The sequence below is a fragment of the Halobellus sp. EA9 genome, assembly GCF_051195055.1.
Lineage (GTDB): Archaea > Halobacteriota > Halobacteria > Halobacteriales > Haloferacaceae > Haloquadratum > Haloquadratum rubicundus.
Map to the genome: position 1 here is coordinate 123,887 of NZ_JBNTJW010000003.1, position 26,540 is coordinate 150,426.

Genomic DNA, 26,540 nt, shown 5'->3' on the forward strand with positions numbered 1-26,540 from the left:
TCCTATATTTCGAGGTTCGGCGCAGCTCGCCCGCCAGTATTTTGCCCGGTTCGCTCCCAGAGGCGAGTATGAATCCGCCTGCTCGGTTCGACCATCCGGCGTGGACGGCGCTCGGCGCGAGTCTTGTGAGCTACGGCCTCGGACTGTTCGGCCTGTTCGTGTTGTTGTTCGTCATTCCGTTCGCGCTGTTTCTTCTGGTGTAGGTGCGGGGCGGTCGCCCGGCCTGAGCGGCCGGCATAAAATGGCATTCAATATTCCGGGGGTAGTTAATTATCGTTAGGTGTAGAACAGTGTTGTCGAACCGTTAGAAAACGCACGTTCGGGGAGCACACCCGCCGTCGTGGGCGAATCGAACGCAACAGCGGACAACGGATCTACGAGAGAGACCACAGAATGAGCACGAACGACTTCCCAGATCGCGCAGGTACAGTCATCATCGGGGCCGGGATCGTCGGCAGTTCGCTCGCGGGCGAGTTGGCCGAGCGCGGCCGAGACGACATCCTCCTGATCGACAAGGGTCCGCTCTCGGACCCGGGCGGATCCACGGGGCACGCGTCGAACTTCATCTTCCCGGTCGAGCATAGCAAGGACATGACCCAGCTGACCTCCGACAGCCGGGACATATACAGGGAGTTCGACACCTTCGAGAACTCCGGCGGGATCGAGGTCGCCCGCACCGAAGAGCGGATGGAGGAGCTGAAGCGGCGCGTCGTCTCCGCGAAGTCCTTCGGCGAGGAGGCCGAGCTGCTGACCCCCGAAGAGGTCGAAGATCTCGTCCCTTACGTCAACACCGACATCATCAAAGGCGGCTTCTACAGCAAGGGCGCCGGCACGTGTGACCCGCTCCGGGCCGGCGAGCTCTACCGCCAGCAGGCCAAGGACAAGGGCGCGCTCCGGACCGCGGCCAACACCGAAGTGACGGACCTCCACGTCGAGAACGGCGAGATCCAGGCCGTCGAGACCGACGCGGGCACCGTCGAGGCCGATGAGGTGATCATCGCGGCGGGGCTGTGGAGCCCGAAGATCGCCGACATGGCCGGCGTCGACATCCCGCTGTCGCCGGCGGTCCACCAGATGGTCTCGGTCGGCCCGATCGACCGCTTCGAGGAGGGCGAGGGCGAGATCAACTACCCGGTCGTCCGCGACATGGACACCCAGATGTACGAGCGCCAGCACGGCAACGACATCGAGGTCGGCTCCTACGAGCACCGGCCGATCCTCTGGGACGTCGAGGACGTGCCCTCCATCGAGGAGGCGCCGCTGTCGCCGACCCAGCCGCCGCTGACCGAGGACGCCTTCGAGCAGTCGATGGAGCACGCCCTGGAGATCATTCCCGACGTACTGGACGACCCCAGCGCCGGGATCCGCCACTCCATCGACGGCCTCCTCTCCGTGACGCCGGACGGCCACCCGCTTTTGGGCCCGATCCCGGAAGTCGACGGGCTGTGGTCCTGTGCGGCCATCTGGATCAAGGAGGCGCCCGCGATCGCCCGCGAGGTCTCCAAGTGGATGACCCAGGGCCACCCCGACATCGACATCGTCGCCCACGACCACGTCGCGCGCTTCGACGAGTACGGCGAGACCAGGGAGTTCGTCAAGAGCCGCGGCCACGAGGGCTACCAGAAGATCTACGGCATCGTCCACCCGCGCGAGCAGTGGCAGTCGACGCGGCCGCTCCGGACGAGCGCGTTCTATAACCGTCAGGAAGAACTCGACGCCGAGTTCTTCGAGGCCGGCGGCTGGGAGCGCCCGCGCTGGTACGAGTCCAACGCCGACCTCGTCGAGGAGTACGAAGACGAGATCGAAGACCTCGAGCGACCCAACGAGTGGGACAGCCGCTGGTGGTCCGAGATCATCCTCGCCGAGCACCTCCATATGCGCGACAACGTCGGGATGATCGGCGACACCGGCTTCGGCATCTTCGACATCATCGGCAGCGACGCCACGGAGAATATGCAGAACCTCTGTGTCGCCGAGATGGACGTAGACGTCGGCGAGTCCGCGTACACGCCGGTGCTCGCGCCGAACGCCGGGTTCGTCTCCGACCTCACGGTCGCGCGCCTCGGCGACAACCACTACCGCGTCATCACCGGCGGCGCCCACGCCGGGCAGGACAAGACGTGGTTCAAGAAGCACCTCGAAGGCGACGCCGAGCTCATCGGCCGCTCCTCCGAGCTGTGTACCCTCGGCGTCTGGGGGCCGAACGCACAAGAGCTGCTGAACGAGGTCGCCGAAGAGGAGATGTCGACCGACACCTTCGACTTCGCGGACATGAAGGAGGTCACCATCGGCCCGGTGACGGCCAAGGCCTTCCGCATCTCCTACGTCGGCGAGTACGGCTGGGAGCTGTACGCCCCGATGGACCAGGGCCAGAAGCTCTGGGACACCATCTACGAGGCCGGCCAGGAGTACGACATCCGCCCGGTCGGCACGGGCGTCTACGGCGAGACCGGCCGGATGGAAAAGAGCTACCGGCTGATGGGCGCCGAGCTCGAAATCGACTACAACCCCGCCGAGGCGGGGCTGGACTTCCACGGCGTCAAGGACGCCGACTTCATCGGCAAGGAGGCCTACGCCGAGGCCATCGAAGAGGAGAACGCGGCGACGCTCTGTACGCTGTCGGTCACCGACCACGCGCCCGACGGCGGCGAGCCGCGGTATATGACCGGCGGCGAGCCGGTGCTCGACCAGAACGGCGAGGTCCTCATCGACGACGAGGGACGTCGCTCCTACGTCACCTCCGCCGGGACCGGACCCTCTGTGGGCAAGCACCTCCTGCTCGCGTACCTGCCCCAGGAGTACGCCAACGAGGGCGAGGAGCTGCAGGTCGAGTACTTCGGCCAGCAGTACCCCGTCGAGGTCGAGGTCGTCGGCCACGGCGGCGTCTTCGACCCCGAGGGCGACCGCCTGTTCCGTAACGAGTACTGAACGCCGGCCAGCGCCGGATTCGACCACGCCACGTCGCGGCGGCGGGCCGCCCGCTGCCCGCCGTCCGCACACCGCCGACCACCAACGACAAGAAACACCATGGAAGTACTCACAGCAATCAAGCGCGTGCCCGAAACGGGCGCGAAGATCGTACTGACAGAGGACAAGCAGGACATCGACACCAGCTCGCTCGGGTTCACGTTCAGCCCGCACGAGGAGTGCGCCGTCGAGGAGGGCGTCCAGCTGGTCGAAGAGAACGGCGGCACCCTCACCGCGCTGACGCTCGGCGCGGACGAGGCCACAGAGCAGCTCCGCTCGGCGATCGCGATGGGCGCCGACGACGGGATGCTCCTCGAAACGGAGGGCGGCGAGTGGGGCCCGAAGGCCACCGCGAACGCCGTCGCCTCGGCCGTCGAGGCGCAGAAGCCGGACTTCGATCTGTTCCTGTTCGGGAACGAGTCCGCCGACGCGGCGAACCACCAGGTCGGCGTCCGCGTCGCCGAACAGCTCGGCGTCCCCTGCGTCACCGGGATCAAGGACCTGGAGGTCGACGGCGATACCGCCGTCGCCAAGCGGGAGATCCCAGGCGGCGCCGAGGTCTACGAGGTCGAACTGCCCGCCGTGATCACGGTCAAGGAGGGGCTGAACGAGCCGCGGTACCCCTCGATGCGGGCGAAGATGCAGGCCCGGAAGGCCACCGTCGATACCGTCGAGCCCGAGGCGACGGACGAGGAGCTCGAACTGGTCGAACTCGAAGTGCCCGAGACCGACGACAGCCCCGCGGAGATCCTCGGCGAGAGCCCCGACGCCGCGGGCGACGTCGTCGACGTCCTCGAAGAACTGGAGGTGCTATAACAATGGTACTCGCGTTAGTCGAACACGAGGGCGGCGCCGTCGACGACATTTCGCTGGAAGCGCTCACCCTCGCCCGCGACGTCGCGGCCGGTGCGAACGAGGCGCTGGAAGTCATCGCGTTCGGCCCCGAGGCCGAGGGCGTCGCCGAGGAGGTCGGCGCCTACGGTGCCGACGTGGTGAACGCCGTCGACCACGACGCGCTGGACGCGTACGCGCCAGAAGCGTACGCGCGAGCGGTGATTCAGTGCGCCGAGGCGACCGGCACCGAAGCGATCGTCGCTCCGGGGACCGACCGCGGCGCGGAGACGCTGGCGCACGCCGCGGCCAAGCTCGACGTGTCGATGGCCGCCGAGGTGACCGACGTCGAGGTCGGCGACACCTACGAGATCACCCGCCAGCGCTGGGGCGGCACGCTCACCGAGCACGCCGAACTCGACGCCGAGACCAACCTCCTCACCGTCGCGGCCAACGAGATCTCGGCGAGCGAGGCGGGCGGCGAGCCCGCCGACGTCAGCGCGTTCGCGCCCGACCTCGAAGACGACGACACCCGCGTCCGACTCACCGAGGTCGAGGAGTCCGACGTCGAGGGCGTCCCGCTCGCGGAGGCCCGGGTCGTCGTCTCCGGCGGCCGCGGGACCGACGGCCACTTCTCGGAGATCGAGTCGCTCGCCGGCGACATCCCCAACGCGGCGGTCGGCTCCTCGCGCGCCGCGGTCAACGAGGGCTGGCGGCCCCACGACGACCAGATCGGCCAGACCGGCAACAAGATCGCGCCCGAGATCTACATCCCCTGTGGGATCAGCGGCGCCGTCCAGCACATGGTCGGCTGTAAGGGCGCCGAGAACGTCCTCGCGGTGAACACAGACCCCGAGGCGGCGATCGTCCAGAAGGCCGACTACGCGGTCATCGCCGACCTCCACGAGGTACTGCCGGCCGTAGAAGAAGAGCTGGAGAGCCGCGGTCACGCCTGAATCGAGGCGTCCGCGCTCGATTCGACTTTTTCGTTTTCGTTGTTAGTCGATACGGTCCGAATAACCGTCCATCGAGTCGTCCGTCGCTCGTGCCGTCACGGCAATAAAACGCGGCCGCAGGAGCGACATCGCTCTCAGTCCTCGCCCCTCGCCCCTCAGCCCGTCGAGCGCGTGACGTCCTCGACGCTGTACTCTTCGGCTTCGATGGCGTCGACGATGCCCGCGGCGTGTTCGGCGCCGCTGGTCTCGACGGTGAACACGAGGTACGCCTCGCCGACCTCCAGGTCCGCCACCGAGCGGTCGTGGCGGACGTCGTGGATGTTCGCGCCCTGGTCGGCGATGATCCCGGAGATGTCCTCCATCTTCCCCGGCCGGTCGTCGATGCGGACCCGGAGGCGGATGCGCTGTTTCCGCTGGGTGAGCGCGTGAACCAGAACGGTCTGGAGCTGTGTCATATCGAGGTTGCCGCCGCAGAGCAGCGGCATCACCGTCTCGCCGGAGACGTCGAGGTCGTCGCTCAGGAGCGCCGCGACGGAGGCCGCGCCCGCGCCCTCGACGACCTGCTTCGCGCGCTTCATCAGGAGGAGGATCGCCCGCGCGATCTCGGTGTCGGTGACGGTGAGGACCTCGTCGACGTTCGCCTGGATGACCGACAGCGTCGCCTCGGAGATGCCGCCCGTCGCGATACCGTCGGCGATGGTGTCGACCTCGTCGAGGGTGACGGGGATGCCTTTGTCGAGACTCTCGTGGACCGTCTCGGCGCCCGTGGCCTGGACGCCGACGACGCGGGTCTCCGGCGAGAGGTGTTTGATCGCCGTCGAGATGCCGCTTATCAGGCCACCGCCGCCGATGGGGACGATCACGGTGTCGGCGTCGGGGCAGTCGTGGTACATCTCCGCGCCCAGCGTCCCCTGGCCGGCGATGATGTCGACGTCGTCGTAGGCGTGGACGAACTCCGCGTCGCTGTCCTCGACGGCGGCCTGCGCGTGGCTCATCGTCTCCTGGAAGTCCTTGCCCACGAGCTCGACGGTCGCGCCGTAGCTCCGGGTCGCGTCGACCTTCGCCTGCGGGGCGTCGGTCGGCATGTAGATCGTCGAGTCGGCGCCGCACTTCGTGGCCGCGAGCGCGACGCCCTGGGCGTGGTTGCCGGCGCTGGCGGCGACGAACTCCTCGACGCCGTCGGCGACGTCCTGGCTGATTTTGTTGTAGGCGCCGCGGGTCTTGAACGAGCCCGTCCACTGGAGGTGTTCCATCTTCAGGTACACCTCCGCGTCGACGAACCCCCCGAGCGAGGTGCTCTTTTCGACCGGCGTCTGCTTCACGACGGTGTCGTCGTCGATGCGCTCGCGGGCGCGTTCGATGTCAACGTACTGCACGGGCAAGGCGTTCGGGTCGGAGTTGGGTTCGGTGTCGGTCATAGGTACTGAAAGGGGGAGGTCTCAGCGGATGATCTTGTCGCGGCCGGGGTCGAACAGGGGCTCGTCCCGGACGGTCGCCTCGTACAGTTCGCCCTCACACCGGACCTGGACGTCGGTGCCGGCCTCCGTGTACTCCGTCGGGAGGTAGGTGTAGGCGATCGACTCGCCGATGCTGTAGCCGTAGTCGGCCGCCTGGACGTACCCCTGGGGTTCGCCGTCGACGAGGACGGGACGGCCCGAGAGCAGGACGTCGTCGGAGTCGTCCAGCGTGATCGGCGTGATCTCGCTGTCGATACCTTCCGCCTCGGCCGCTTCGAGGGCCTCCTTCCCGACGAAGTCGGTGTCGAGGTCGACGGCGAAGCCGAGGCCGGCCTCGTAGGGGTTCGAGTCGGTGTCGATGTCGGTGCCCCACAGGCGGTAGCCCTTCTCCAAGCGCATCGACGAGAGCGCGCCGCCGCCCATCGGGCGGACGTCGAGGTCCCGGCCGGCCTCCCAGAGCGTCTCCCAGAGGCGATTTCCATATTCGCTCGGCGCCCACAGCTCCCACCCGAGTTCGCCGACGTAGGAGACCCGCAGCGCGACGACGGGCACCTCGCCCACGTAGATCTGTTTCGCGCTGAAGTACGGGAAGCCGTCGTCGGAGACGTCGGCGTCGGTACAGCGCTGGAGCAGGAGGCGCGACTTCGGCCCCCACAGCCCGATGGTGCTCTTTGCGCCCTCCTCGACCGTCACGGAGACTGTCTCGGGGGCGTGGTCTTCGAGCCAGCCGCCGTGGATGCCGGGGGAGTTGCCGCCGCCGGTGGTGACCATATACTCGTCGTCGCCGAGGCGGACGACGGTCACGTCCGCGAGGATGCCGCCGCCCTCGTTCAGGAGCAAGGAGTAGCGGACGTCGCCGACGCCGATGTCGACGTCGTTGCTGCACATCCGCTGGAGGAAGTCGCCGGCGTCGGCGCCCTCGACCATAATGGAACTGAACGAGGTCATATCGAACATCGAGACCGCATCGCGGGTGTGAAGATGTTCGGCGCCCTCGATCTTCGATCGATTGATGCCCTGCCAGCCGTCCTGTGCGGGGATCTGCTCGTCGTACTCCTCGACGAGGTCTTCGTTCGAGTCGTACCACTGGGCGGACTCCCAGCCGCCGGACTGGTAGAACTCCGCGCCGAGTTCCTTCTGCTGGTGGTAGAAGGGGCTCGTGCGCAGGCCGCGGTGTTTCTCGGGCTGCCAGCGCGGCTCGACGATGCTGTAGACCTGGCGGTAGCGCGTGGCGCCCTTGTCGACGAAGTAGTCCTTCTCGCCCGCGTGGGGCTCGAAGCGGCGGACGTGGACGCCGCCGGTGTCGACCGGGCCCGAGGGCAGGCGGGGGACGCCGTTCTCCATCCACTCGGCGACGATCTTGCCGTAGCCGCCGGAGTGGGTCCACCAGATGGCGAGCGCGCTCCAGAGGCCCTCGACCTTCGTCGGGCCGACCGCGGGCATCCCGTCGGGCGTGAAGACGAAGATGCCGTTCTCGGTCATCTCGTAGTCGACGTCCTGGGTGACGGGCAGGAGCTCGTCGAAGGCCTGCTTCGCGGACTTTTCCCTGTCGGGATGGGTGGGCTCTTCCCAGTGTTCGCGGGTGAAGCCGTGGACGGACGCCTGGCCGTCCTCGGAGTTCTTGCCCATCGCGTCGGGATCCACCGAGAGCGTCTCGTGGTTGTACGAGCCCATCCCCAGGCTGTTGCCGTGGGTACGGAAGTACAGGGAGTTGTCCTGGTCGCGGCCGACGGGGCGGTGCGGCCCCTCGCTCATGTACTCCTGGATGTCGCGGTCGCCGGGCACGGCCAGGCCCTCGGTGTTCTCGCCGACGCTGCTTTCGTGGTCCGCGAGTTCGTCGAGGGGCTCGGTGACGACGTACTGGTGCTCGACGGGCGCGATCGGGAGGTCCAGGCCGGCGAGCTGTCCGGTCTGGTAGCCCCAGTTGTTGGTGGCGATCACGCAGCGGTCGCACTCGATCGTGCCGCGGTCGGTGTGGACGGCGGTGATCTCCCCGCCGGCGACGTCGAGGTCCGTGACCTCGGTGTTGCCGTAGAAGTCGGCGCCGTGGCTGTTGGCGATGTACCACTGGAGCGCCGCGATGCCGTCGACGCGGCCGTCCGTGGGGGAGTAGTAGCCGCCGAGGATCTCGTCTTCGTCCACGAGCGGGAGGTGCTCTGTGACCTCCTCGGGCGTGAGGAGCTGGGGGTCCGGGAGCCCGTAGGACTCGGCCCACTCTACGCGGCGGCGGAGGAAGTCCATCCGGTCCTCGCTCCGGGCGAGTTCGATGCCGCCGACCTCGTCGTAGACCCCGGCGTCCGAGAGGAGGCGGCTGGTGTAGTGGGCCGCCTTGGTCTGGATCTTCGAGGGCGAGGTCTGGAACATGATCCCCGGCGCGTGGACCGACGACCCGCCGGTGACGGGGAGCGGTCCCTGGTCGATGACGGCGACGTCCTCGGCACCGAGCTCGCTGAGGTGGTAGGCGACGCTGCAACCGACCGCCCCGGCGCCGACGACGACGGTCTCCGCCTGCTGTGGAAGGTCCGTGCTCATTCGTTCTCGTCCGTCGGTGTCGCTCTCACGGGCATAAAGACAACGGTGGCCGTTCGCCTCCCGACAGCAAAGAGGCGTTTACCGGAGCAAAAGCGAAAAATAGCCTCTTTTTGTCGGTCAGCCGAAAACTAGTCTCGCGCCCTCGTGTGCGCGAACCACAGTCTGACAGTCTGGCGATACGACGGGGCAGCAGCGGTCCCTGCTCGTTACGTGAGCGGTTCCTCACGCACGGTCGCAGCGTACCGCTCGCCCTCGTACAGGATCTCCACTTTGGTCCCCGGTTCGGCGTGCTGGGGCGGGAGGTAGGTGTAGGCGACACACGCGCCCACCGTGTAGCCGTACTCCGCGCTGTGGACGTATCCGAGTGCGTCCCCGCCGTCAGGCGCGAACACCGGGCGGTGTGGCAGGATCGTCTCGCTCTCGTCGTCGAGCGTCAGGCAGGCGACTTCCTGGCTCGGTTCGCCGCCGTCGGCGACCGCCGCCACCGAGTCCGAGAGGGCGTCCTTGCCGATAAAGTCGGTGTCGGTGTCGACGGCCCAACCGAGGCCCGCCTCGTATGGGTTGTGCTCGGTGTGGAGATCCTGCCCCCACAGCCGGAAGCCCTTCTCGATGCGGAGCGCGTTGAGCGCGCCGTTTCCGTACGGGCGCAGCCCATACGCTTCACCGGCTTCGAGGAGGTACTCCCAGAGGCGCTCGCCGTACTCCGAGGGCGTGTACAGTTCCCAGCCGAGTTCGCCGGCGTAAGACACGCGGAGCGCACGGACAGGAATGTTCTTCACGAAGAACTCCTGGCTGCTGAAGAACGGGAAGGCCTCGTCGGAGAGGTCGACGTCAGTGACCTCCGAGAGCACCTTCCGAGCGTTGGGGCCCGTGCACACCATCGCGGCGAGACTGGAGGTCACGTCGTTGACGACGACGTCGTCGGGCGAGTGCGCTCGAACCCAGGCGACGTGGTTGTTTCCGACCTCTCGGCCCGTCGTCAGGAGGAGGTAGCGGTCCTCGTCGGTACGGGTGACCGTAATGTCGGCCCGGACGCCGCCGGCGTCGTTACACATCAGCGTGTACTTCACGTCGCCGACCGCGAGGTCCATATCGTTCGTACAGAGCCGCTGGACGAACGCACCGGCGTCGCTCCCGACGACCTCGATCTTGTTGAACGAGGTCATATCGTGGAGGCCGACGTTCTCGCGGACGTTCAGCGCCTCCGCGCCCTCGATCGGTGACCAGTACTTGCCGGTCCACTCGTCGCGGCCGGGGATCTGATCCTCGTACTTCTCGACGAGGTCTGCGTTGGACTCGAACCACTGCGGTTCTTCCCAGCCCGCTTCGGCCCACAGTTCGGCATCGAGTTCCTTGTGGGAGTGATACATCGGCGTCCGGCGGACGTCCCGCTGGTTCTCCGTCCAGACCCACTTGGGGTGCATCACGTTGTAGACGATGCGGTACTCCTCCGCGCCGATGTCGCGGGTGAAGTCCCAACTGCCCTCGTGTTCGTCGAAGCGGTTGACGTCGCAGTGTGCCAGATCCATCGGCTCGCCGTCGAGTTGCGGGACGCCGGTCTCCATCCACTGGGCGAGGGCGCGCATCGCCCCGCCTGCGTGTGTAACCCAGATTGCCGTCGCGGTCCAGAGGCCGTCGTACTGCTCGACGGGACCGAGGATCGGCAACCCGTTCGGCGACTCCGAGAACATCCCGTTGTACTTGAAGTCCAGATTCGCGCCGTCGGTGGCGGGCAGGAGTTTGTCGCTGGCCTGTCGCGGCGCCTTGTCCGGCCGGTCCGGGTGCGTCGCAGTGTTCATATGCTGCTCGGTGAACTCGTGGACGGAACCCTGCTCGCCGTCGGGGTCGTTGCCGCCGAGTTCCTGCGGATCGGGGACGATCGGCTCGTGGTTGTACGAACCGATCCCGTAAGAATCGCCGTGGGTGCGGAAGTACATCGCGTTGTCTTGGTCCCGGAGGATCGGTCGGTCCGGGCCCACGAGCAGTCGCGTTGCCTTCTCGCCGGAGACGTTCTCGTAGTTCTCGAAGAGGGGGTGGTCGGTGACGTCGACCGCGCTCTCTGCGAGTTCCGGGAGCGACTCGGTCATCGTGTACTGGTGCTCGACCGGTGCGACCGGGAGGTGAACACCGAGTTTCTCGCCCAACTGCCGCGCCCAGATGTTCGTTGCGACCACGACTTCGTCGCACTCGATCTCCCCGCGCTCCGTGACGACGCTCTGGACCGCGCCACCGGTGGTCTCGACGTCTTCTGTGCGCGTGTGCGGCACGAACGTCGCGCCGCGGTCGATTGCTTCCCGGGCGAGGGCGTCGCAGGCGACGACGCCAGAGACCTGTCCGTCGGACGGCGAGTAGTACCCGCCGAGGATCTGCTCGTCGTCAACCAGCGGCAGATGCTCGGTGACTTCTTCGGGCGAGAGCAACTGTGGGTCATCGATACCCCACGCTTCAGCGTGCTCGACGCGCCGTTGAAGGAAGTCCATCCGCTCTTCGGACCGCGCGACTTCGATGCCGCCGACTTCGTTGTAGGCCTGCTGGCCGTCGGCCCCTTCAAGATCCGAGTAAACGCGGCGGCTGTAATCGGCGAACTGCGAGAGTTCCTTCGATTCCGCGGTCTGGAACATAATCCCCGGTGCGTGCGTCGAGGACCCGCCAGTCGTGGGCATCGGCCCCTGGTCCACGACGACGACGTCCTCACGCCCCAGTTGCGTCAACTGGTACGCGAGGTTGCAGCCGACGATGCCAGCGCCGACGATGACAGTTCCCGCTTGCTCCGGCAAGTCTTCAGTTGCATCCATAGGTGATGTCCCCTCTTGGCGTGGACGGCAAAATACGTGTTGCGGCTAGACGGTGACGACCCCATTGACGAAATGAATTAGGACGAGCGGCCTTGAATAATCAATTTTCTAATATTTCGTGGATTACCCCGGCGGATCACTCCGTCGCGCGAGGTCCCGGATCGCGCTCCCGGATCGCATCGAGAAGCGCACACAGCGCGTCGGCCGAGCGGTCGAGGAGCTCCGCGCCCAGGTCGGCGCTGGACTCGCGCGGGTCGCCGACGACGCCGTTGTCGGTGAACTCCTCGGAGTCGACCGCGAGGTTCACGCGGCCCTGCCAGTCGCCCCAGCGGTCGCTGCCGCCCGCCGCGGCCTCCTCCAGGCGGTCCTCGTGGACGGTCTCGGGGTTCGTGTGGCGGAGGAGGGAGGTCTCCAGCGGCCCGGCGTGGCCCATATCCGAACTGTGGTCGCCCACCTCGTCGAACCACGTGAACGGGACGGCGTAGGCGTCGTCGCGGCGGACGATCCGCGCGGTCACCTCCTTCAGCGCCGAGATGTTCCCGCCGTGGCCGTTGACGACGACGACGCGGTCCCAGCCGTGACTGGCGAGGCTCCCGACGACGTCGCGGACGTACGCGCGGAAGGTGTCCTCGCTCGTCCAGAGGGTCCCCGCGAAGTGGCGGTGCTCCTCGGCGACGCCGACGGGAACGGCGGGCGCCACCATCACCGGATCGCGGTACCGCTTGGTGGCCGCGTCCGCGACCGCCTCGGCGTCGAGGGTGTCGGTGCCGAGCGGGGCGTGGGGGCCGTGCTGTTCGGTGCTGCCGACCGGGAGCAGAGCGAGGTGTGTCTCCGCCGCCTTGGCGTCGGTCCAGGTCGTGGTCTCCAGGTCCATACCCGGTTCGTGGCAAAGCGGACCGATAAACGTACGGCCCTCGGGCGGAGCGTTCCCAAACCCGGGGTTTTTGTCCCGCCGACGCCCGGTCTCGAGTATGGAGTACGCCCCGGTGAGTCACTCGACGAGCGATCGGCGCCTCGGGCGCTTTCCCTCCGGTCGGGACCTCTCGGTGACGGTCCACCGCTACGAGGGCGGCGCGGGGCCGACGGTGTACGTCCAGGCCGCCCAGCACGGCATCGAACTCAACGGCCCCGCGGTACTGCGGCGCCTCCACGAGCGCCTCTGCGACGCCGAGGTCGCGGGCACGGTCGTCGCGGTCCCGGTGGCGAACCCGATCGCGTTCGACCACCGGTCGTATCTGACGCCCGAGGCGATCGACGCGTTTAACGCGAACTTCAATCGCATCTGGCCGGGCGATGCCGGCGGGAGCTTCCAGGAGCGGCTGGTCGCGAACCTCTGGCCGCTCGTTTCGACCGCTGACGCCGCGGTCGACCTCCACACGGGGATGCCGGAGATGCTCGAACACGTCCGGTTTCGGGAGTCGGATCCGGCCGCGCGGTCGCTCGCGGAGGCGTTCGGGACCGAGTTCCTCCTGGCGGACGAGGACCCGATCGAAGAGCGGAACGGGGACGGGGGCGACGGAGCCGACGGCGGCGAGGACTTCGCGGGGAAGTTCCGGCAGGCGGCCGCCCGCGCCGGCGTGCCCGCGATCACAGCCGAGCTCTCGAACAGTCGGACGGTCAGCCGTCCCGCGGTCGAGACCGGCGTCGCGGGCGTGTGGAACGTCCTCCGCGAACGCGACGTGGTGGCAGAGCCCGCGGAGCCGACGGGTACACAGCGGCTCCTCCGCGACGACCTGCCCCGGGTGTTCGGGGAGGCGTCGGGGCTCTTCGAGCTCCGCGCGGACCTGTCGGTCGGCGACGAGATCGCGGAGGGCGAGGAGATCGGCACGGTGTACGACCCCTCGTCGTTCGAGCACTTGGAGACGATCCGCGCCAGCGGCGACGGGGTGGTCTACTCGGTCGCCCGGGGGCGCGTCGTCGTCACCGGCGAGCGCCTGGCGAGCATCGCGAGCGTCGTCTGATAGTCATTACTCTCACTATGAGGGCGTCGCGACCGACCGAGCGGACCGCCCCACTCGGGAAAACACGTCGGGTCAGAACCCCGAGTATTTGAAAACCCTCACCATTCCACACGCACCGTTAACCGGTCACAATGTGTCGTATGTTATCACAGAGATGGCGTTTCAGCCGCACTCCTCGTTCGACGCGCTCGCGTCCGTGATCGAACAGCTCGGGGCGGGCGGGCGGACCGTCCGCCGGGCCGAGGCGGCCGCGGGCGACGAGGACGACGCGCTGTGCGCCACGGTCGAGGTCGCGATCCCGCTTTCCGCCCTCGCCGACGGCGCCGACGAGAGCGGCGTGTCGCTCGAACCGCTCGGTGACGGCGCCGACTCGGGCGTCGTGTTCGGGCTCGAACTCCCCGGGATCGACGCGGCGGGCCTCGACGCCGGCGACGGAACGGACGTCTCGGTCCGCGCCGTCGAGGCGACGCTCGAGACGGAGTCGGTGGCGGCGACCCTCGAAATCGTGATCCGGTCGGCCGACGCCGACGACGGCTCGGTCGTCGAGGACCGCGTCGGCGGCCGCGACGTCGCGAGCGGCGCCAGCGGTGCCGGCGGGTCGTTCCGCCGCGGGAGCGATCGCCCGCGCGACAGCGACGGATCGGCGCCGTCGCCAGAGACGCCCGAGGCGTCCGAGCCGCCCGAGGCGGAGGCCGACGTATTCGGCGGCGTGGATTCCACGGACGCCGACGACGCGAGCGACAATGAGGGCGGGGACGCCGACGACGAGGCGGACGGGGCCGACGGGCTCGCGGCCGCCCGCGACGAGTCGGTCCCGCCCTACGAGGACGTGGCGTACCTGGCGCGGCTCTACGAGGTCTGTGACACCTTCGCGGAGATGAGCGAGCGGATCGAGATGGACGTCTCCGCGGAGACGGTGCGCCGGTACATGATCGACGCCGACGTCCACTCACCGACGTCGTACGAACTCGGCGGCGCCGGGCGGACGCCGGACAACAGCGACGACGCCCGGAGCGGTTCGGCCGACGACGGGACCGACGAGCCGGACGAGAGCGTCGTCGAGACCGCTCCCAGCGACGAAACGGCCCCCGAGGACGGGAGCGACGCCGACGGACGCGGGGACGAAGGCGATGGGAGCCGAAACGCGGAGGCCGCGGCGACGCCGGCCGAGGACCGCACGGGATCGGAGCCCGCTGATCGGGTCGCGCCGGAGTCGTTGCCCGACGAGCAGCTGGTCGCCGACGGGATCGGCCTCCCCGAGTCGCTGACGCTGCCGGACGTCGTGGCGGCCGTCGTCGACGCGCGGACGCTCTACGACGTCCAGCGCGAGCTCGGTCTGGGCCACGATCGGACCCGGCAGCTGCTCCGCCAGCTCAACGTCCTCGATCTGGTGCTGTGTCGGGCGTCCCAGGCCGCCGCGCGCGAGGTCAGCGTCGAGACGGTGACCGCGCGGATCCGCCAGTGTACGCCCGACGGCGCCTGACGGCGGGGGCCTGCGCCGATGGCGTCCGGGCGAGACGCCGGCCCATAAACAAAAGTGGATCCGACTCTTTCTGACGGTATGGCATTGAGTACCCAACGCGGCACGAAGACCGGTGCGGAGTTCCTGCTGACCGAGGCGCGGTTCGAGCTGATGCCGTTCGACAGCTTCGACGACGAGATCGAAGCGCTGCCGGACGGCGCCAGCGTCGCGATCACGACCTCCCCGAAGCTCGGGATCGAGCGGACCGTCGAACGATCGGAAGAGGCCGCAGCGGCCGGCTACGAGGTCGTCCCGCACATCGCGGCCCGGTACATCGAAGGGCCCGAACAGCTCGACGAGATCTGCGGCCGGCTCCGGGACGCGGGGATCACCGACATCTTCGTGCCCGGCGGCGACAAGGAGGAGCCGGTCGGGGAGTTCGAGTCCGCCTACGACCTGCTCGTCGCGCTCGACGACCTGGACCACGAGTTCGAGGAGATCGGCATCACGGGCTACCCCGAGGGCCACGACTTCATCTCCGACGCGGAGCTCGCCGAGGAGATGGAGAAGAAGGCGCCGTACGCGACCTACATCGTCACGCAGCTGTGCTACGATCCCGACACGATCCTGGAGTGGATCGAGGAGATCCGCGACCGCGGGGTCGACCTCCCGATCGAGGTCGGCATCCCCGGCGTGATGAAGTACCAGCGGCTCCTCAGCATCTCCCAGAAGGTCGGCGTCGGCGACTCCGTGAAGTTCCTCCGGAAGACCACGGGAATCCTGGGCTTCGTCAAGCAGCTCGTCGGCTCGCGCGGGACCTACAAGCCGGACGCCCTCATCGACGGGCTCGCGCCGTACGTCGACGACGAGACCTACAACATCCGCGGCGTCCACATCTACACCTTCAACCAGACGCCCGACTTGGAGCAGTGGCGGCGCGGCCGTCTCGACTGATAGTATTACTCTCACTGGTTACCGTCGAACGCCCTTACCGAGTGGCGTTCGGCGGTGAGAGACGAGAGTCGTCACTATGAGTCCGCACGCTCTCCCTCGTCGTCTCGGAACGCGGATAGGATCTGTGCGGGCCGCGGCGACGAACACAGCCCCTCGGCGGACCGTCAGGTTCTGTCGGAAGTAAGATTATCCCGAGCGGGTCCCGAGACTGGAATATGACGTACGAGACTGTCGCGGAGGTCGACCCCGCCGTGGCCGACGCCCTGGAGGGCGAACGCCGGCGGCAGAACGAGACGCTGTCGATGATCGCGAGCGAGAACCACGTGAGCGAGGCCGTGATGGAGGCCCAAAGCTCCGAACTGACGAACAACTACGCCGAGGGGTATCCCGGCGAGCGCTACTACGCGGGCTGTGAGCACGCCGACGAGGTCGAGGAACTGGCGATCGAGCGTGCGAAGGAGCTGTGGGGCGCAGAACACGTCAACGTCCAGCCGCACTCGGGCTCGCAGGCGAATATGTCGGTCTACCTGGCGACGCTAGAGCCGGGCGACAAGATCCTCTCGCTGGACCTGACCCACGGCGGCCACCTCTCGCACGGCCACCCCGCGAACTTCGCGGGCAAGACCTACGAGGTCGAGCAGTACGAGGTCGACGAGGCGACGGGCTACATCGACTACGAGGGGCTCGCCGAGAAGGCCGAAGAGTTCGAGCCCGATATCGTCGTCTCCGGATACTCCGCGTATCCCCGCGAGGTCGAGTGGGAGCGCGTCCAAGACATCGCTGAGTCGGTCGACGCCTACCACCTCGCGGACATCGCTCACATCACGGGGCTCGTCGCCGCCGGCGTCCACGAGTCGCCGGTCGGCGTGGCGGACTTCGTGACGGGGTCGACCCACAAGACCATCCGCGCCGGACGGGGCGGCATCGTGATGTGCGACGAGGAACACGCCGATGACATCGACGCGGCGGTGTTCCCCGGCGCGCAGGGCGGCCCGGCGATGCACAACATCGCGGGCAAGGCCGTCGGGTTCGGCGAGGCGCTCTCCCCCGAGTTCGAGGCCTACGCCGAACAGACCGTCGCGAACGCGAAGGCGCTGGCCGAGCAGTTGCAGGACCACGGCTTCAGCCTCGTCTCGGGCGACACCGACAATCACCTCCTCCTCGTCGACCTCCGGCCCTCGCATCCCGACACGCCCGGAAAGGACGTCGAGTCGGCGCTGGAGTCGGCCGGGATCGTCCTCAACGCGAACACGGTCCCCGGAGAGACGCGGTCGGCGTTCAACCCCAGCGGCGTCCGGATCGGGACGCCCGGGGTCACGACCCGCGGCTTCACCGAGTCGACCTGCCGGGAGGTCGCCGACCTGATCGCGCGCGTCGTCGACGACCCACACGACGAGGAGACCGTCTCCGCCGTCGCGGCCCGCGTCGACGAACTGACCGACGAGTACGGCCTCTACGAGTAGGCGCTCGCCGCTCGCGGGCCGTCGACACGCACCGGCCCGCCGACGACTGATCGCCGCGGATCGCGACCGGCGATCGATTTATTTGTCAGGCTATCAATATCAACCCCGAGTATGTATCAGGTGCTTGTCCCGGTCGACGGAAACGAGGCGCGGGCGCGCAGTCAGGCCGAATACGCGCTGACGCTCGCAGAGCGCGCGTCGGACGCCGCGGTGACGGTCCTGTACGTGGTCCCGCCGGACGCCCTGGAGACGGACGCCGGCGTCGATTTCACGGAGATCGGCGCCGCCGTGACGGCCGCGGAGTTCCTCGAAGAACACGACGTGTCAGTAGACCGACGCGTCGAGGGCGGAAAGACGATCGCCGAGGAGATTCTCGACGTCGCCGACGACGTCGACGCCGACGAACTCGTGTTGGGCGGCCGCAAGCGCTCGGGGGTCGCGCGGGTGCTGCTCGGGAGCACGGTCCACGACGTGTTCGTCTCGACCGAGCGGCCGGTGACGATCACCGGGCGGGAGATGTCGATCGAGCGGGGGTCGCGGCGGTTGGTGCTCCCGGTCGACGCCAGCGCCGAGCGCGTGGGCCACCAGGTCGACTACGTCACGAGTTTCCCGGACGCGCCGGAGGATGTCGAGGCAACGGTGCTGTACGTCTTCCCCGAACAGGACTACAAGGGCGCGCCGCCGCACGAGTTCGAGGACGTCGACGCCGCGGTGGAGGCCGCAGACGCGCTCGAAGACGCCGGGATCGACACCGAACGGGTCGCCGTCGGCGGCGGCGTCGCACAAACGATCATCGACGAAGCGGAGGAGCGCGACGCCACGGGGATCGTGATGGGCGGCCGCAAGCGCTCGGGCGTCCAAAAGGTGATCCTGGGAAGCATCACCCAGGACGTAATGCTCTCGGCGGACCGGCCGGTGACGCTCACCGGATAGGACCGGATACCACCTCGGCGACGCCGTAGAACACGCTCGCGTCGCGTCGTCGACGCAGTGCGACTAACGCGGCCGGCGGCTGAGGCGCGTCGCGTCGTCGACACCGGCCGCGGTATCAGAGGAGTTTCATCGAATCGCCGCCCGTGGTGGCGGAGACAGTCGCCGCCGCGGGCGCGTGGAAATCGAAAGAAAGCGGGAGAGAACGGCACTCGAAGGACCGCGGGGTCCCGTCCGGGCAGCCAGGCAGCCGTCGAGTCAGATTCGGACGGGCGGGTCGCGCGCTCAGTCGGACTGAGCGTCCTGGCGCGCGTTCAGCTTGGCCTGCTCGCGGGCGCTCGGGTTGACCGACTCCTTGAACGGCACTTCGGCGACCGTCGCGTACACCGGCTCGCCCTCGTCTTCGGCGTACTCCTCGGGGAGGTGGACCTGGAACTCGATGTCGAGGTCCTCCTCGTAGATCTCGTCGTTGAGCTGCGCGTCGGTCTCGGCCTGGAGCTTGTCGGCGGGGACGAACCCGAGCCCGATGTTCGTCTCGAGGTCGGGATTCCACCACGGCGACGTCATATATCCGCACTCCTCGCCCGTGTCGGGGTCGGAGACGATCCAGAAGTCCGGCGCGTAGTCGCGGATGGGCTCGCCGGCCATCTTGAGGCCCACGAGCTTGAGGTTGAACGGGTACTCGCCGTCTTCGATGAGCTCCTGCTGGCGTTCGAGCTCCTCCTTGCCGATGTAGTCGGCGTCCTTGTCGTCGGGGACCTGGTACCCGAGGTTGACCTGGAACGGCGAGGTCTCGTGGTCCATATCCTGGCCCCACGAGAGGATACCGGCGGCGATGCGGCGGTGGTGACCCGGCGCGATCTGCCGTCCGCCGTGGTCCTTGACCGTGTCGAGGACGGGGTCCCAGACGCGCTCGGCGTTCTGCATCGCGTCGCGCACGTAGATCTCGAAGCCGGCCTCGCCCGAGAACCCGGTCTGGCTGATGAGCACGGGCGCGCCGTTGATCTCGGCCTCCATCAGGCCGTAGTACGGGATCTCCGATACTTCCTCGCCGACGACATCGACCATCACGTCTTCCGCACGCGGACCCTGGATCTGCATCGGGGCGACGTCGATCTCGTCGATCTCGACGTCGAAGTCCTTCCCGACGTTGACGCCCTGGAGCCACTGCATCAGCGTCGAGTCCGAGATGGAGAACCAGAATTCGTCCTCCTCGACGCGGAGGAGGATCGGGTCGTTGAGGATGCCGCCGTCCTCGTTACAGAGGATGACGTACTTGCCGTGCATCACGTCGATCTCGGTGGCGTCGCGGGTGATGACGTAGTTCGTGAGCGCCTCCGCGTCGGGACCCTTCACGCGGATCTGGCGCTCGACGGCGACGTCCCACAGCGTCACCTTCTCGGTCAGCGCCTCGTACTCGGCCATCGCGCCGCCGTCTTCGGGCTCGACGAGGCCGCGCGGGTGGTACATCCGGTTGTACACCGTACAGCGCCAGGCGCCCTCCTCGTTGAACGACTTGTCGAAGAACGGCGACTTGCGGACGCGGGTCGAGACCAGCATCTGGATCCCCGGATCGCCCGTCTGGCGGAGGTTCCGCGGGAGCACTCTGTCGGATTGGTCGATACTCGGGTGGTTCGGGTGGTCCCCTGACATCTTCTGGATCAACACAACAAACCTCAATAAAAGATCACCCTGATAGTGACGTACTTTTATCCCGCACCGGGCGAAGCGCCGTGCTAGACCAACCCTTCCCGCACATCGCTTATGATTCTCCGCCTCAAAACAGACATATGAATGCGTCTCGCCCCGCTCCCGGACCGGACGCCGCGCGCGCGTTCCGCCTCGGGGTCGTCGCCGGCGCCATCGTCGGCCTCGCCGTCATCGGGCTGCTGTACTGGACCGGTGCGCTGACACTGCTGTTGTTCGCGTACACGCTCGCGCTCCTGTTTCCGGTGTACCTCGTGTTGGTCGCGGTCGTGCTCAGCGTCTGGCTCGGCTACGACAGGGATGCGACCGCGCTCCGCCCGGTGAAGGTCGATCGGTAGGACGGCGCCGGCGCCGGCACGGAGCGGATCGACGAACGTCGCTCCCTACGAACGGGCAGCGCCACCGTGAATACGCGTCCCGACAGACACCGTAGCGATGGCACGACTCGACCGCCTCCGAGTGTATCCGGTGAAGGGTCTCGACGGCGTCGAGGTCGACGCCGCGGACGTGCTCGCCGGCGGCACCCTCGAACACGACCGCGAGTTCGCGCTCTTCGACGCCGACGGCGACGTCCTCAACGGCAAGCGCACCGACCGCGTCCACGACCTCTCGACGGACTTCGATCCCGACTCGGGGGCGTTCGCCGTGGAGACGCCCGCGGGCGAGACCGAGGAGTTCGTGCTCTCCGAGAAGCGGGAGCGCGAGCGCGCCGAGGCGTGGTTCTGCGACTTCTTCGACCGCGACCTCACGCTCGAACGCGACGCCGAGCGCGGGTACGTCGACCGCCGCGAGATGGGGCTGTCGGTGCTGAGTAGCGGCACGCTGGCGGAGATCGCGTCGTGGTTCGACGACCTGGGCGTCGGGAGCGTGCGCCGGCGGCTCCGCGCGAACGTCGAGGTCGCAGACGTCCCCGCGTTCTGGGAGGACCGATTCGTGAGCGCCGACGCGCCGGGGTTCCGCGTCGGCGACGTCCGGTTCGAGGGGCTCGACCCGTGCGGGCGGTGTGTCGTGCCGGCGCGCGACCCCGACACCGGCGAGGAGCTATCCGGCTTCCGCGAGCGGTTCATTCGACAGCGCGAGGCGACGTTCCCGGCGTGGGCCGACGAGGACGCGTTCGATCACTTCTACATAGCGATGATCCTCGCGCGCCCGTTCGATGCGGACCGCGGGCGTCGGCTCCGCGTCGGCGACGCGGTGGCCGTGACGGACGAGTGAGAACGGGACTCCGACGTCAGGCCGCTCCGAGCCTCGTTTCGAGGCGGTCGAGTATCTCCCAGCGGAGCGGGACCGGATGGAGCCCGCCGAACGAGATGGCCTCGTAGTCGTACGCTTCCTCGTCAGTCGAACGCTCCTGGTAGTGGGCCCAGCCGTCGACGTGTGGGTTCGGCTCGTGGTGCCACCCGCAGTCGAAACCGGATGCGTCGCTGTAGTGGAAGGCGAACTCGGGGCGGGCGTCGACAGTCTCGCCCGCGTACCAGCGGATCGTCAGCGTCCCCTCGTCGACGTCGCTCTCGAGCGCGGACGGGTCGATCGCGGCCTCGACGCGGGTGAACTTATCCGGCGGATCGCCGCGTGCGTGACGGACGGCGGGATGGCGTTCGACCGTCCGGCGGAGCTCGAGCAGGACGGTGTGGGACGCTGCTCCCGGGTCGTAGCCGCCGTCGAACGCGAACATCGCAGTTCAGGCGGGCGTGGGGGCGCCACCGGCGTATTCGGCGTAGTGTTCGACCGCGTCTTCGACGAGGCGGAGGCGGTACCGGACGATGTCCCAGTCGTTCGCGGTCTGACGGAGATCGCGCGTCTCGCTCGCGGTGTCGGTCTCGGCGGCCCGCTCGCGGAGGTCGGTCGGCGAGTCGACCTCGTACCGGTCCCGCCAGGTCTCGATCTGTGCCTGGAGGTCCGCTTTGAGCGCCAGGAGGTCGTCGCGGTCGCGTCCGTCGAGGAGGTCCCGGAGCGCTCGCATCCGCGTGTAGAGGGGATCGGGGGCGTACCGCGTCGCGCCGTCCGTCGCGGTGGTTCGGAGGACGTCCATCTCGACGAGCCGCTGGAGGTGATCCCGCGCGGTGTTGTCCGCGACGCGGGCCCTCTCGGCGATCCACCCGGCGGACCTGGGCTCCGAGAGCGTGAGGGCGACGCTCCGGACCCGGTCGAACGCCGTCTGGTGTGCTTTCCAGGTGTCGATCCCCGGCCGGCTGGTCATACTAGCCGCTACGCGATCCGTTGCAATGGTTCTATTGTCGGCTCAAATAATTATGCTCGTATTCTGTCAGTCCGTCTGTTCGTGGTCCCGATCCGCGATCGTCGCCGCGATGAGGTTTCGCATTCCGCGGCGGAGGCGACCGCTCATCGCCGTCGAGGAGAGGTCCATCCGGTCTGCGACCTCGCTGAGGGAGATGTCGCGCGGTTCGGAGAAGTAGCCCTCCGAGAAGGCCAACTGCAGCGCGTCGCGCTGTTCGTCCGTGAGGCCGTACGAGGACTGGCCGCTGGCGTCCTCGTTGCTGTAGATCTCGATGATGTCGAGCGCGATGTCGTTGGCGATGGCGTACTCCCAGATCGAGTTCAACGCCGAGCGGTCGGGCAAGAGGAGGTGGACGAGCCAGCCGCCGTCTTTGGTCTCGGTGTGGACGAGAAAGCCGTTCTCGTCGGTCACGATCCCGCTGATAAGGCGGGTCTGCGGCGTGTGCTCGATGTAGTAGATGGCGGTGTCGCCGGTGCGGTCGATCAGCTCGAAGGCCTCGACGGTGACGTCGTCTTCGAGCGCCGCTTCGAGTTCGTCGGGGTCGTCGTATTCGATGAGGAACGGGAAGTACGTCGAGCCCGGATCGGTCGTGCCCTGGGTGATCACGCGGATGTCAACGTCGCCGAGCCGCTGGAGGGTCGGGACGAGCGCGAGGTGTTCGTGTTCGATGTGTAACTTAGCTGTGATCGACATAGGTGGTCTCCGTGGTCGGTCCGACGCTGTCCGGCGAGCGCCGTCGACGACGGCGACGTCGGGACCCGGCGTCGGTCGGTGATGCGGTCTGAGTGCAGTCTTGTGCGTCCGTCTAACGCCCGCCTACGTTTAGTTATCGGTCGGGCGGCCTACGCGGGCGCAGCCGTCCCTCGGCTCGGAGCGATCAGGTCGAAACGCCCCGAGGGTTGGTCCGGGTCGCCCCCGCTTCGCGCTTGTTCTTGGCCGCGAGCGCGACGAAGACGACGAACCCGACGCCGCGCAGCGTGAGGTCCAAGAGGAGCGCGTTCACCGAGATGGTGACGCCGGCGAAGCCGAGGAGGTCGAACACCGACGTCGAGAGCAGCTGCGGCGCCATAAGGAGGAGCGAGCTGAGCGCGAAGCCCGCGCGCTCGGCGCGGTTGACCGATCCGTAGAGCGTGCCGATGACGGTCGCGCCGAGCGCGACGACGCCGAGGAACACCCCGATCACGGGCACGAGGATCTCCGGCACCGAGTACGAGAGCTCCGCGAGGTCGGCGAAGTTGACGATGCGGTACTGCTCGCGAAGCGGGAGGTCGGCGGCGTCGGCCTTCTTCCTGAGGAGGACGATCCCGGGCGCGAGGACGAACGCGAAGGGGACGATCGCCTTGTTCAGCGACAGCGAGAACGCCTTCACGCCGGTCTCGAAGGGGTCGGACTTGGCGACGCCGCTGGCGGCGTAGGCCGCGACCGCGACCGGCGGGGTGATGTCGGCGATGACGCCGAAGTAGAGGATGAACAGATGTGCCGCGAGAAGCGGGATGCCGAACTGGACGAGCGGCGAGGCGAGCATCGAGATCAAGATGATGTAGGTGACGGTCGTCGGCATCCCCATCCCGAGGATGATGCTGGCGACGGCGGTGACGAGCAGCATCACGACGATCGAGCCGCCCGACAGCGCCAAGAGCAGCGAGGTGAGGTTCGGCCCCAGCCCGGAGACGCTGATGACGCCGGGGATGATCCCCGCGGCCGCGACCGCGACGACGACGGGGACGGCCGTCCGCGCGCCCTCCTCCATCGACTTGACGACGAAGGTGCCGACCCTGAACAGCTGATTGTCGCCCAGGTCTCTCCCGGTCCGGTCGCCCGCGGACTCCGCCGCGTTCTGCACCGTGGGGTCGAGATCGAGGTACTTCGACTGGACGTCGGTGTGGTACAGCATCGTCAGCGCGGCGGCGAGCATCGCGTACCAGCCGATCCGCGGACCGACGAGGCCGAACGCCTCGGCCACCGGGAGGCCAGCCCCGCCCGCTCCGCCGAGCAGTCCCGTGAACGGGACGCCGGCGACGACGAAGCTCCCCAGGTCGATCGCGAAGATCGCCGCGAGCGAGCCCAGAAGGGTGAGCCGCGTCTCCTCGCTGTAGGCCGCGATGAACGTGATGAGTGCGACCAGCGCGACCAGGGTGAACCAAGCCGACCGCGACACCGACAGCCGTTCGATGATCAGATAAAACAGCAGGAGCGCGATCGGGACCAGGTAGAACCAGCCCCGTTTCAGATGTTCGGCCACCGAGACGGTCTCGGCGGCGTCGACGCCGCCGATGCCCTCCTGGACGGCCTTGAGGTGGACCATCACCCAGACGCCGAAGAAGAAGACGATCGCCGGGATCGTCGCGAGGACGATGATGTTGGCGAAGGGCGTCGCGGTGTACTGCACCATCAGGAAGGCCGCCGCGCCCATCACCGGCGGGAGGATCTGGCCGCCGGACGACGCCGACGACTCGACGGCGCCGGAGAACTCCGGCGAGTACCCGGACTGCTTCATCAGCGGGATCGTGAACGCGCCCGTGGTGACGGTGTTAGCGATCGACGAGCCCGAGATCGTCCCCATGAAGCCGCTGGCGAGGATGCTCGCCTTCGCGGGGCCGCCCTTTTTTGTTCCGGTGGCGGCGTACGCGAGGTCGATGAACCACTGGCCGGCGCCGCTCATCTCCAGGAAGGAGCCGAAGAGGATGAAGATGTAGATGAAGCTCACCGAGACGGTGACGGGGATCCCGAAGACCCCGTTTTCGGTGTTGTACCAGAGGTTCTGGATGATGTCGGGCCAGGTGAGCTGCGGGATCGCGAGCAGCCCGAGGAACGGCGTGTTGCCGCTGATGAGGTAGCCCCAGCGCGCGTAGACGATGAAGGTGGCGACAATGATCATAAGCGGCAGGCCGAGCGTTCGACGGGTGGCTTCGAGCACCAGGAGGACGCCGAGGGCACCGAGGATGAGCGCCCACGAGACCTCGCTGAGGACGGGGACGCCGCCGAGGACCGGCGCGAGGAAGGGGTAGAGCTCGGTGACGGGAGCGCCGGATTCGAGGCCGAAGACCCGTATGTCCTGGATCTCCGAGAACTCGGTGAGGAAGTAGTACGCCGACAGCGCCGCCGTGATCATACAGACCACGTCGAACGGCGTGACGCGCGAGCGGTTCGGATCGACGAACGCCCATCGGAACAGGTCGCGGACGCCGGTCACGGCGCGGGCGATCGGATTGCCCGCGTCGAAGGGGTCGGTGGCGGCGTCAACGACGCGCCCGAGCGCTCGCGAGAGGAATCCGTCGCCCATACTCGCGGGGAACATCAGGAACGTCAGCGTCAGCGCGAAGGCGACGTGGACCGCGTTGGCCTGCAGGAGCTGCAGCGAGACCTGCCAGTCGGAGGCCAGCGGGATGGGAATCGAGAAGGTGAAGCTCCGCGCCGCGAGGAACAGCTGAAAGAGCGAAAACAGGATGCCGATGACCGCGACCGCGAGGGCGGCCAACCCCTTCAGGGAGCGTCGACGTTCGATCTCGTCGATGAGCTCCTCGGCTTCTTCCCTGGATAGTTCCTCGACCTCTGCTTCGGGTGGCTCGCCGCCGTCGTCGTGGTCGTTCGTGCTCATAGGAGTGTTTCGAGTAGTGTCCGCCGCTCGATGTGGATCCGAACGTCGTTGCCGTTCGTGGCCGCGACTAAGTCATACTGTCGGTCGTCGACGATAAGCGTGTGGTCCGCGATCCGGCCCGGCGAGACCGCGATGCTCTCCAGTTCGGTGATGCCGCCAGGCGGCTCGTAGACGAGCGTCCCGTTGACGTTGGTGACGTTGACGCGGGCGGGAAGCCCCCAGCCGTAGGACTCGAACTCCATTCGGGTGTTGACGAGCGTGTCGCCGTCGACGCGGTACTCGTCGTAGACGCGGGTCTTCTCGACGCTGTGCATGTATTCGAGCGCGACCGTGCTGCCGTCGTCGACGGGCTGGGTGATGTACTCCTCGCCAGTGTCCAGGTCCTCGACGACGAGGACCTGCCCGGTCGGGACCGCGACGGCGACGCCGACGGAGAGGAGGAGTACCGCGAGCGCCGCGGCTACGAGAACGCGACCGACTCGTTCGCCTTCGAGTGTGTTCCGGATCACGGGTGTCGTGTTCAGTTCCCGGCGCGCCGAGGCGGGTGGAGCGACCACCGTCACAGGGTGGGCACGGCAGCCGCTGGAAGCGACGCCAGCCGGCCCGATGGTGCGGCGCGGCGACCCCGCGGCCGGTCACGCCGCTCGTGTGGCCTGGTCCCGAAAAGGGATGCGGGTCCCCGCCGGCT

At 67.8% G+C, this 26,540-nt stretch carries 21 protein-coding genes; 11 read left to right on the forward strand and 10 right to left on the reverse strand.

Translation table 11 applies throughout. The features are described 5' to 3' along the window. Positions 1–68: 68 nt before the first annotated feature. The 4 genes from ACQUQ0_RS05355 (at position 69) to ACQUQ0_RS05370 (ending at position 4,754) form a co-directional block, all read left to right on the forward strand. Positions 69–203, forward strand: coding sequence for a hypothetical protein (locus ACQUQ0_RS05355; protein ID WP_372390075.1), 135 nt, complete (start codon positions 69–71; stop codon positions 201–203). Positions 204–393: 190 nt separating this feature from the next. Beyond that, positions 394–2,928 (forward strand): GcvT family protein, encoded by a 2,535-nt coding sequence (locus tag ACQUQ0_RS05360; RefSeq protein ID WP_435183657.1) that lies wholly within the window; start codon positions 394–396, stop codon positions 2,926–2,928. Positions 2,929–3,027: 99 nt separating this feature from the next. Beyond that, on the forward strand, positions 3,028–3,783 hold the full coding sequence (locus tag ACQUQ0_RS05365) for an electron transfer flavoprotein subunit beta/FixA family protein (RefSeq protein ID WP_435183658.1): 756 nt from the start codon (positions 3,028–3,030) through the stop codon (positions 3,781–3,783). A 2-nt stretch (positions 3,784–3,785) separates the two neighbouring features. Then, on the forward strand, positions 3,786–4,754 hold the full coding sequence (locus ACQUQ0_RS05370; protein ID WP_435183660.1) for an electron transfer flavoprotein subunit alpha/FixB family protein: 969 nt from the start codon (positions 3,786–3,788) through the stop codon (positions 4,752–4,754). A gap of 155 nt (positions 4,755–4,909) precedes the next feature. On the opposite strand, the gene ilvA is transcribed toward ACQUQ0_RS05370, so the two are convergent. The 4 genes from ilvA to ACQUQ0_RS05390 form a co-directional block, all read right to left on the reverse strand. Continuing rightward, positions 4,910–6,172 carry a threonine ammonia-lyase gene (ilvA, locus tag ACQUQ0_RS05375; RefSeq protein ID WP_435183661.1) on the reverse strand — a complete coding sequence of 421 codons (1,263 nt, stop codon included), beginning with the start codon at positions 6,170–6,172 and terminating at the stop codon, positions 4,910–4,912. Positions 6,173–6,193: 21 nt separating this feature from the next. Beyond that, positions 6,194–8,743 (reverse strand): GcvT family protein, encoded by a 2,550-nt coding sequence (locus ACQUQ0_RS05380; protein WP_435183662.1) that lies wholly within the window; start codon positions 8,741–8,743, stop codon positions 6,194–6,196. Between the two features lie 206 nt (positions 8,744–8,949). Next, positions 8,950–11,538 (reverse strand): GcvT family protein, encoded by a 2,589-nt coding sequence (locus ACQUQ0_RS05385; RefSeq protein ID WP_435183663.1) that lies wholly within the window; start codon positions 11,536–11,538, stop codon positions 8,950–8,952. Between the two features lie 136 nt (positions 11,539–11,674). Beyond that, positions 11,675–12,412 carry a creatininase family protein gene (locus ACQUQ0_RS05390; RefSeq protein ID WP_435183664.1) on the reverse strand — a complete coding sequence of 246 codons (738 nt, stop codon included), beginning with the start codon at positions 12,410–12,412 and terminating at the stop codon, positions 11,675–11,677. A gap of 97 nt (positions 12,413–12,509) precedes the next feature. On the opposite strand from ACQUQ0_RS05390, the gene ACQUQ0_RS05395 reads away from it, so the two are divergent. From ACQUQ0_RS05395 to ACQUQ0_RS05415, 5 genes are all read left to right on the forward strand, one after another. Then, the gene (locus ACQUQ0_RS05395; RefSeq protein ID WP_435183665.1) at positions 12,510–13,499 is read left to right on the forward strand and encodes a succinylglutamate desuccinylase/aspartoacylase family protein; all 990 of its coding nucleotides are present in this window, start codon (positions 12,510–12,512) and stop codon (positions 13,497–13,499) included. Positions 13,500–13,653: 154 nt separating this feature from the next. After that, positions 13,654–14,982, forward strand: coding sequence for a hypothetical protein (locus ACQUQ0_RS05400; protein ID WP_435183667.1), 1,329 nt, complete (start codon positions 13,654–13,656; stop codon positions 14,980–14,982). A gap of 78 nt (positions 14,983–15,060) precedes the next feature. Further along, complete coding sequence (locus ACQUQ0_RS05405; protein ID WP_435183668.1) at positions 15,061–15,915, forward strand: methylenetetrahydrofolate reductase; 855 nt, start codon at positions 15,061–15,063, stop codon at positions 15,913–15,915. A 215-nt stretch (positions 15,916–16,130) separates the two neighbouring features. Continuing rightward, on the forward strand, positions 16,131–17,378 hold the full coding sequence (gene glyA, locus ACQUQ0_RS05410; protein WP_435183669.1) for a serine hydroxymethyltransferase: 1,248 nt from the start codon (positions 16,131–16,133) through the stop codon (positions 17,376–17,378). Positions 17,379–17,489: 111 nt separating this feature from the next. Further along, complete coding sequence (locus tag ACQUQ0_RS05415) at positions 17,490–18,311, forward strand: universal stress protein (protein WP_435183670.1); 822 nt, start codon at positions 17,490–17,492, stop codon at positions 18,309–18,311. 282 nt (positions 18,312–18,593) lie between these two features. Here ACQUQ0_RS05415 and ACQUQ0_RS05420 read toward each other — a convergent pair whose 3' ends face one another. Next, on the reverse strand, positions 18,594–19,961 hold the full coding sequence (locus tag ACQUQ0_RS05420; RefSeq protein ID WP_435183671.1) for an aminomethyl transferase family protein: 1,368 nt from the start codon (positions 19,959–19,961) through the stop codon (positions 18,594–18,596). 137 nt (positions 19,962–20,098) lie between these two features. Between ACQUQ0_RS05420 and ACQUQ0_RS05425 the strand changes: the two genes are divergently transcribed. Together ACQUQ0_RS05425 and ACQUQ0_RS05430 are read left to right on the forward strand one after the other, a co-directional pair. After that, positions 20,099–20,353, forward strand: a complete 255-nt coding sequence (locus ACQUQ0_RS05425; RefSeq protein ID WP_435183673.1) for a hypothetical protein — start codon at positions 20,099–20,101, stop codon at positions 20,351–20,353. Between the two features lie 97 nt (positions 20,354–20,450). After that, complete coding sequence (locus ACQUQ0_RS05430) at positions 20,451–21,230, forward strand: MOSC domain-containing protein (RefSeq protein ID WP_435183675.1); 780 nt, start codon at positions 20,451–20,453, stop codon at positions 21,228–21,230. 16 nt (positions 21,231–21,246) lie between these two features. Here ACQUQ0_RS05430 and ACQUQ0_RS05435 read toward each other — a convergent pair whose 3' ends face one another. From ACQUQ0_RS05435 to ACQUQ0_RS05455, 5 genes are all read right to left on the reverse strand, one after another. Continuing rightward, on the reverse strand, positions 21,247–21,690 hold the full coding sequence (locus tag ACQUQ0_RS05435) for a hypothetical protein (RefSeq protein ID WP_435183676.1): 444 nt from the start codon (positions 21,688–21,690) through the stop codon (positions 21,247–21,249). A gap of 6 nt (positions 21,691–21,696) precedes the next feature. Beyond that, positions 21,697–22,215, reverse strand: a complete 519-nt coding sequence (locus ACQUQ0_RS05440) for a DUF7342 family protein (protein ID WP_435183678.1) — start codon at positions 22,213–22,215, stop codon at positions 21,697–21,699. Positions 22,216–22,281: 66 nt separating this feature from the next. Further along, positions 22,282–22,947, reverse strand: a complete 666-nt coding sequence (locus ACQUQ0_RS05445) for a helix-turn-helix domain-containing protein (protein WP_435183679.1) — start codon at positions 22,945–22,947, stop codon at positions 22,282–22,284. Positions 22,948–23,131: 184 nt separating this feature from the next. Continuing rightward, positions 23,132–25,852, reverse strand: coding sequence for a TRAP transporter permease (locus tag ACQUQ0_RS05450; RefSeq protein WP_435183680.1), 2,721 nt, complete (start codon positions 25,850–25,852; stop codon positions 23,132–23,134). Then, entirely contained in the window at positions 25,849–26,358 is a 510-nt protein-coding gene (locus ACQUQ0_RS05455; protein ID WP_435183830.1) for a DUF1850 domain-containing protein, read from the reverse strand. The genes ACQUQ0_RS05450 and ACQUQ0_RS05455 overlap by 4 nt, the downstream gene beginning before the upstream one ends. Between the last annotated feature and the right edge of the window lie 182 nt (positions 26,359–26,540).

Coding starts and splice junctions, on each gene's coding strand:
- ACQUQ0_RS05355 (WP_372390075.1), top strand. CDS start 69: ATGAATCCGCCTGCTCGGTTCGACCATCCGGCGTGGACGGCGCTCGGC.
- ACQUQ0_RS05360 (WP_435183657.1), top strand. CDS start 394: ATGAGCACGAACGACTTCCCAGATCGCGCAGGTACAGTCATCATCGGG.
- ACQUQ0_RS05365 (WP_435183658.1), top strand. CDS start 3,028: ATGGAAGTACTCACAGCAATCAAGCGCGTGCCCGAAACGGGCGCGAAG.
- ACQUQ0_RS05370 (WP_435183660.1), top strand. CDS start 3,786: ATGGTACTCGCGTTAGTCGAACACGAGGGCGGCGCCGTCGACGACATT.
- ilvA (WP_435183661.1), bottom strand. CDS start 6,172: ATGACCGACACCGAACCCAACTCCGACCCGAACGCCTTGCCCGTGCAG.
- ACQUQ0_RS05380 (WP_435183662.1), bottom strand. CDS start 8,743: ATGAGCACGGACCTTCCACAGCAGGCGGAGACCGTCGTCGTCGGCGCC.
- ACQUQ0_RS05385 (WP_435183663.1), bottom strand. CDS start 11,538: ATGGATGCAACTGAAGACTTGCCGGAGCAAGCGGGAACTGTCATCGTC.
- ACQUQ0_RS05390 (WP_435183664.1), bottom strand. CDS start 12,412: ATGGACCTGGAGACCACGACCTGGACCGACGCCAAGGCGGCGGAGACA.
- ACQUQ0_RS05395 (WP_435183665.1), top strand. CDS start 12,510: ATGGAGTACGCCCCGGTGAGTCACTCGACGAGCGATCGGCGCCTCGGG.
- ACQUQ0_RS05400 (WP_435183667.1), top strand. CDS start 13,654: ATGGCGTTTCAGCCGCACTCCTCGTTCGACGCGCTCGCGTCCGTGATC.
- ACQUQ0_RS05405 (WP_435183668.1), top strand. CDS start 15,061: ATGGCATTGAGTACCCAACGCGGCACGAAGACCGGTGCGGAGTTCCTG.
- glyA (WP_435183669.1), top strand. CDS start 16,131: ATGACGTACGAGACTGTCGCGGAGGTCGACCCCGCCGTGGCCGACGCC.
- ACQUQ0_RS05415 (WP_435183670.1), top strand. CDS start 17,490: ATGTATCAGGTGCTTGTCCCGGTCGACGGAAACGAGGCGCGGGCGCGC.
- ACQUQ0_RS05420 (WP_435183671.1), bottom strand. CDS start 19,961: ATGTCAGGGGACCACCCGAACCACCCGAGTATCGACCAATCCGACAGA.
- ACQUQ0_RS05425 (WP_435183673.1), top strand. CDS start 20,099: ATGAATGCGTCTCGCCCCGCTCCCGGACCGGACGCCGCGCGCGCGTTC.
- ACQUQ0_RS05430 (WP_435183675.1), top strand. CDS start 20,451: ATGGCACGACTCGACCGCCTCCGAGTGTATCCGGTGAAGGGTCTCGAC.
- ACQUQ0_RS05435 (WP_435183676.1), bottom strand. CDS start 21,690: ATGTTCGCGTTCGACGGCGGCTACGACCCGGGAGCAGCGTCCCACACC.
- ACQUQ0_RS05440 (WP_435183678.1), bottom strand. CDS start 22,215: ATGACCAGCCGGCCGGGGATCGACACCTGGAAAGCACACCAGACGGCG.
- ACQUQ0_RS05445 (WP_435183679.1), bottom strand. CDS start 22,947: ATGTCGATCACAGCTAAGTTACACATCGAACACGAACACCTCGCGCTC.
- ACQUQ0_RS05450 (WP_435183680.1), bottom strand. CDS start 25,852: ATGAGCACGAACGACCACGACGACGGCGGCGAGCCACCCGAAGCAGAG.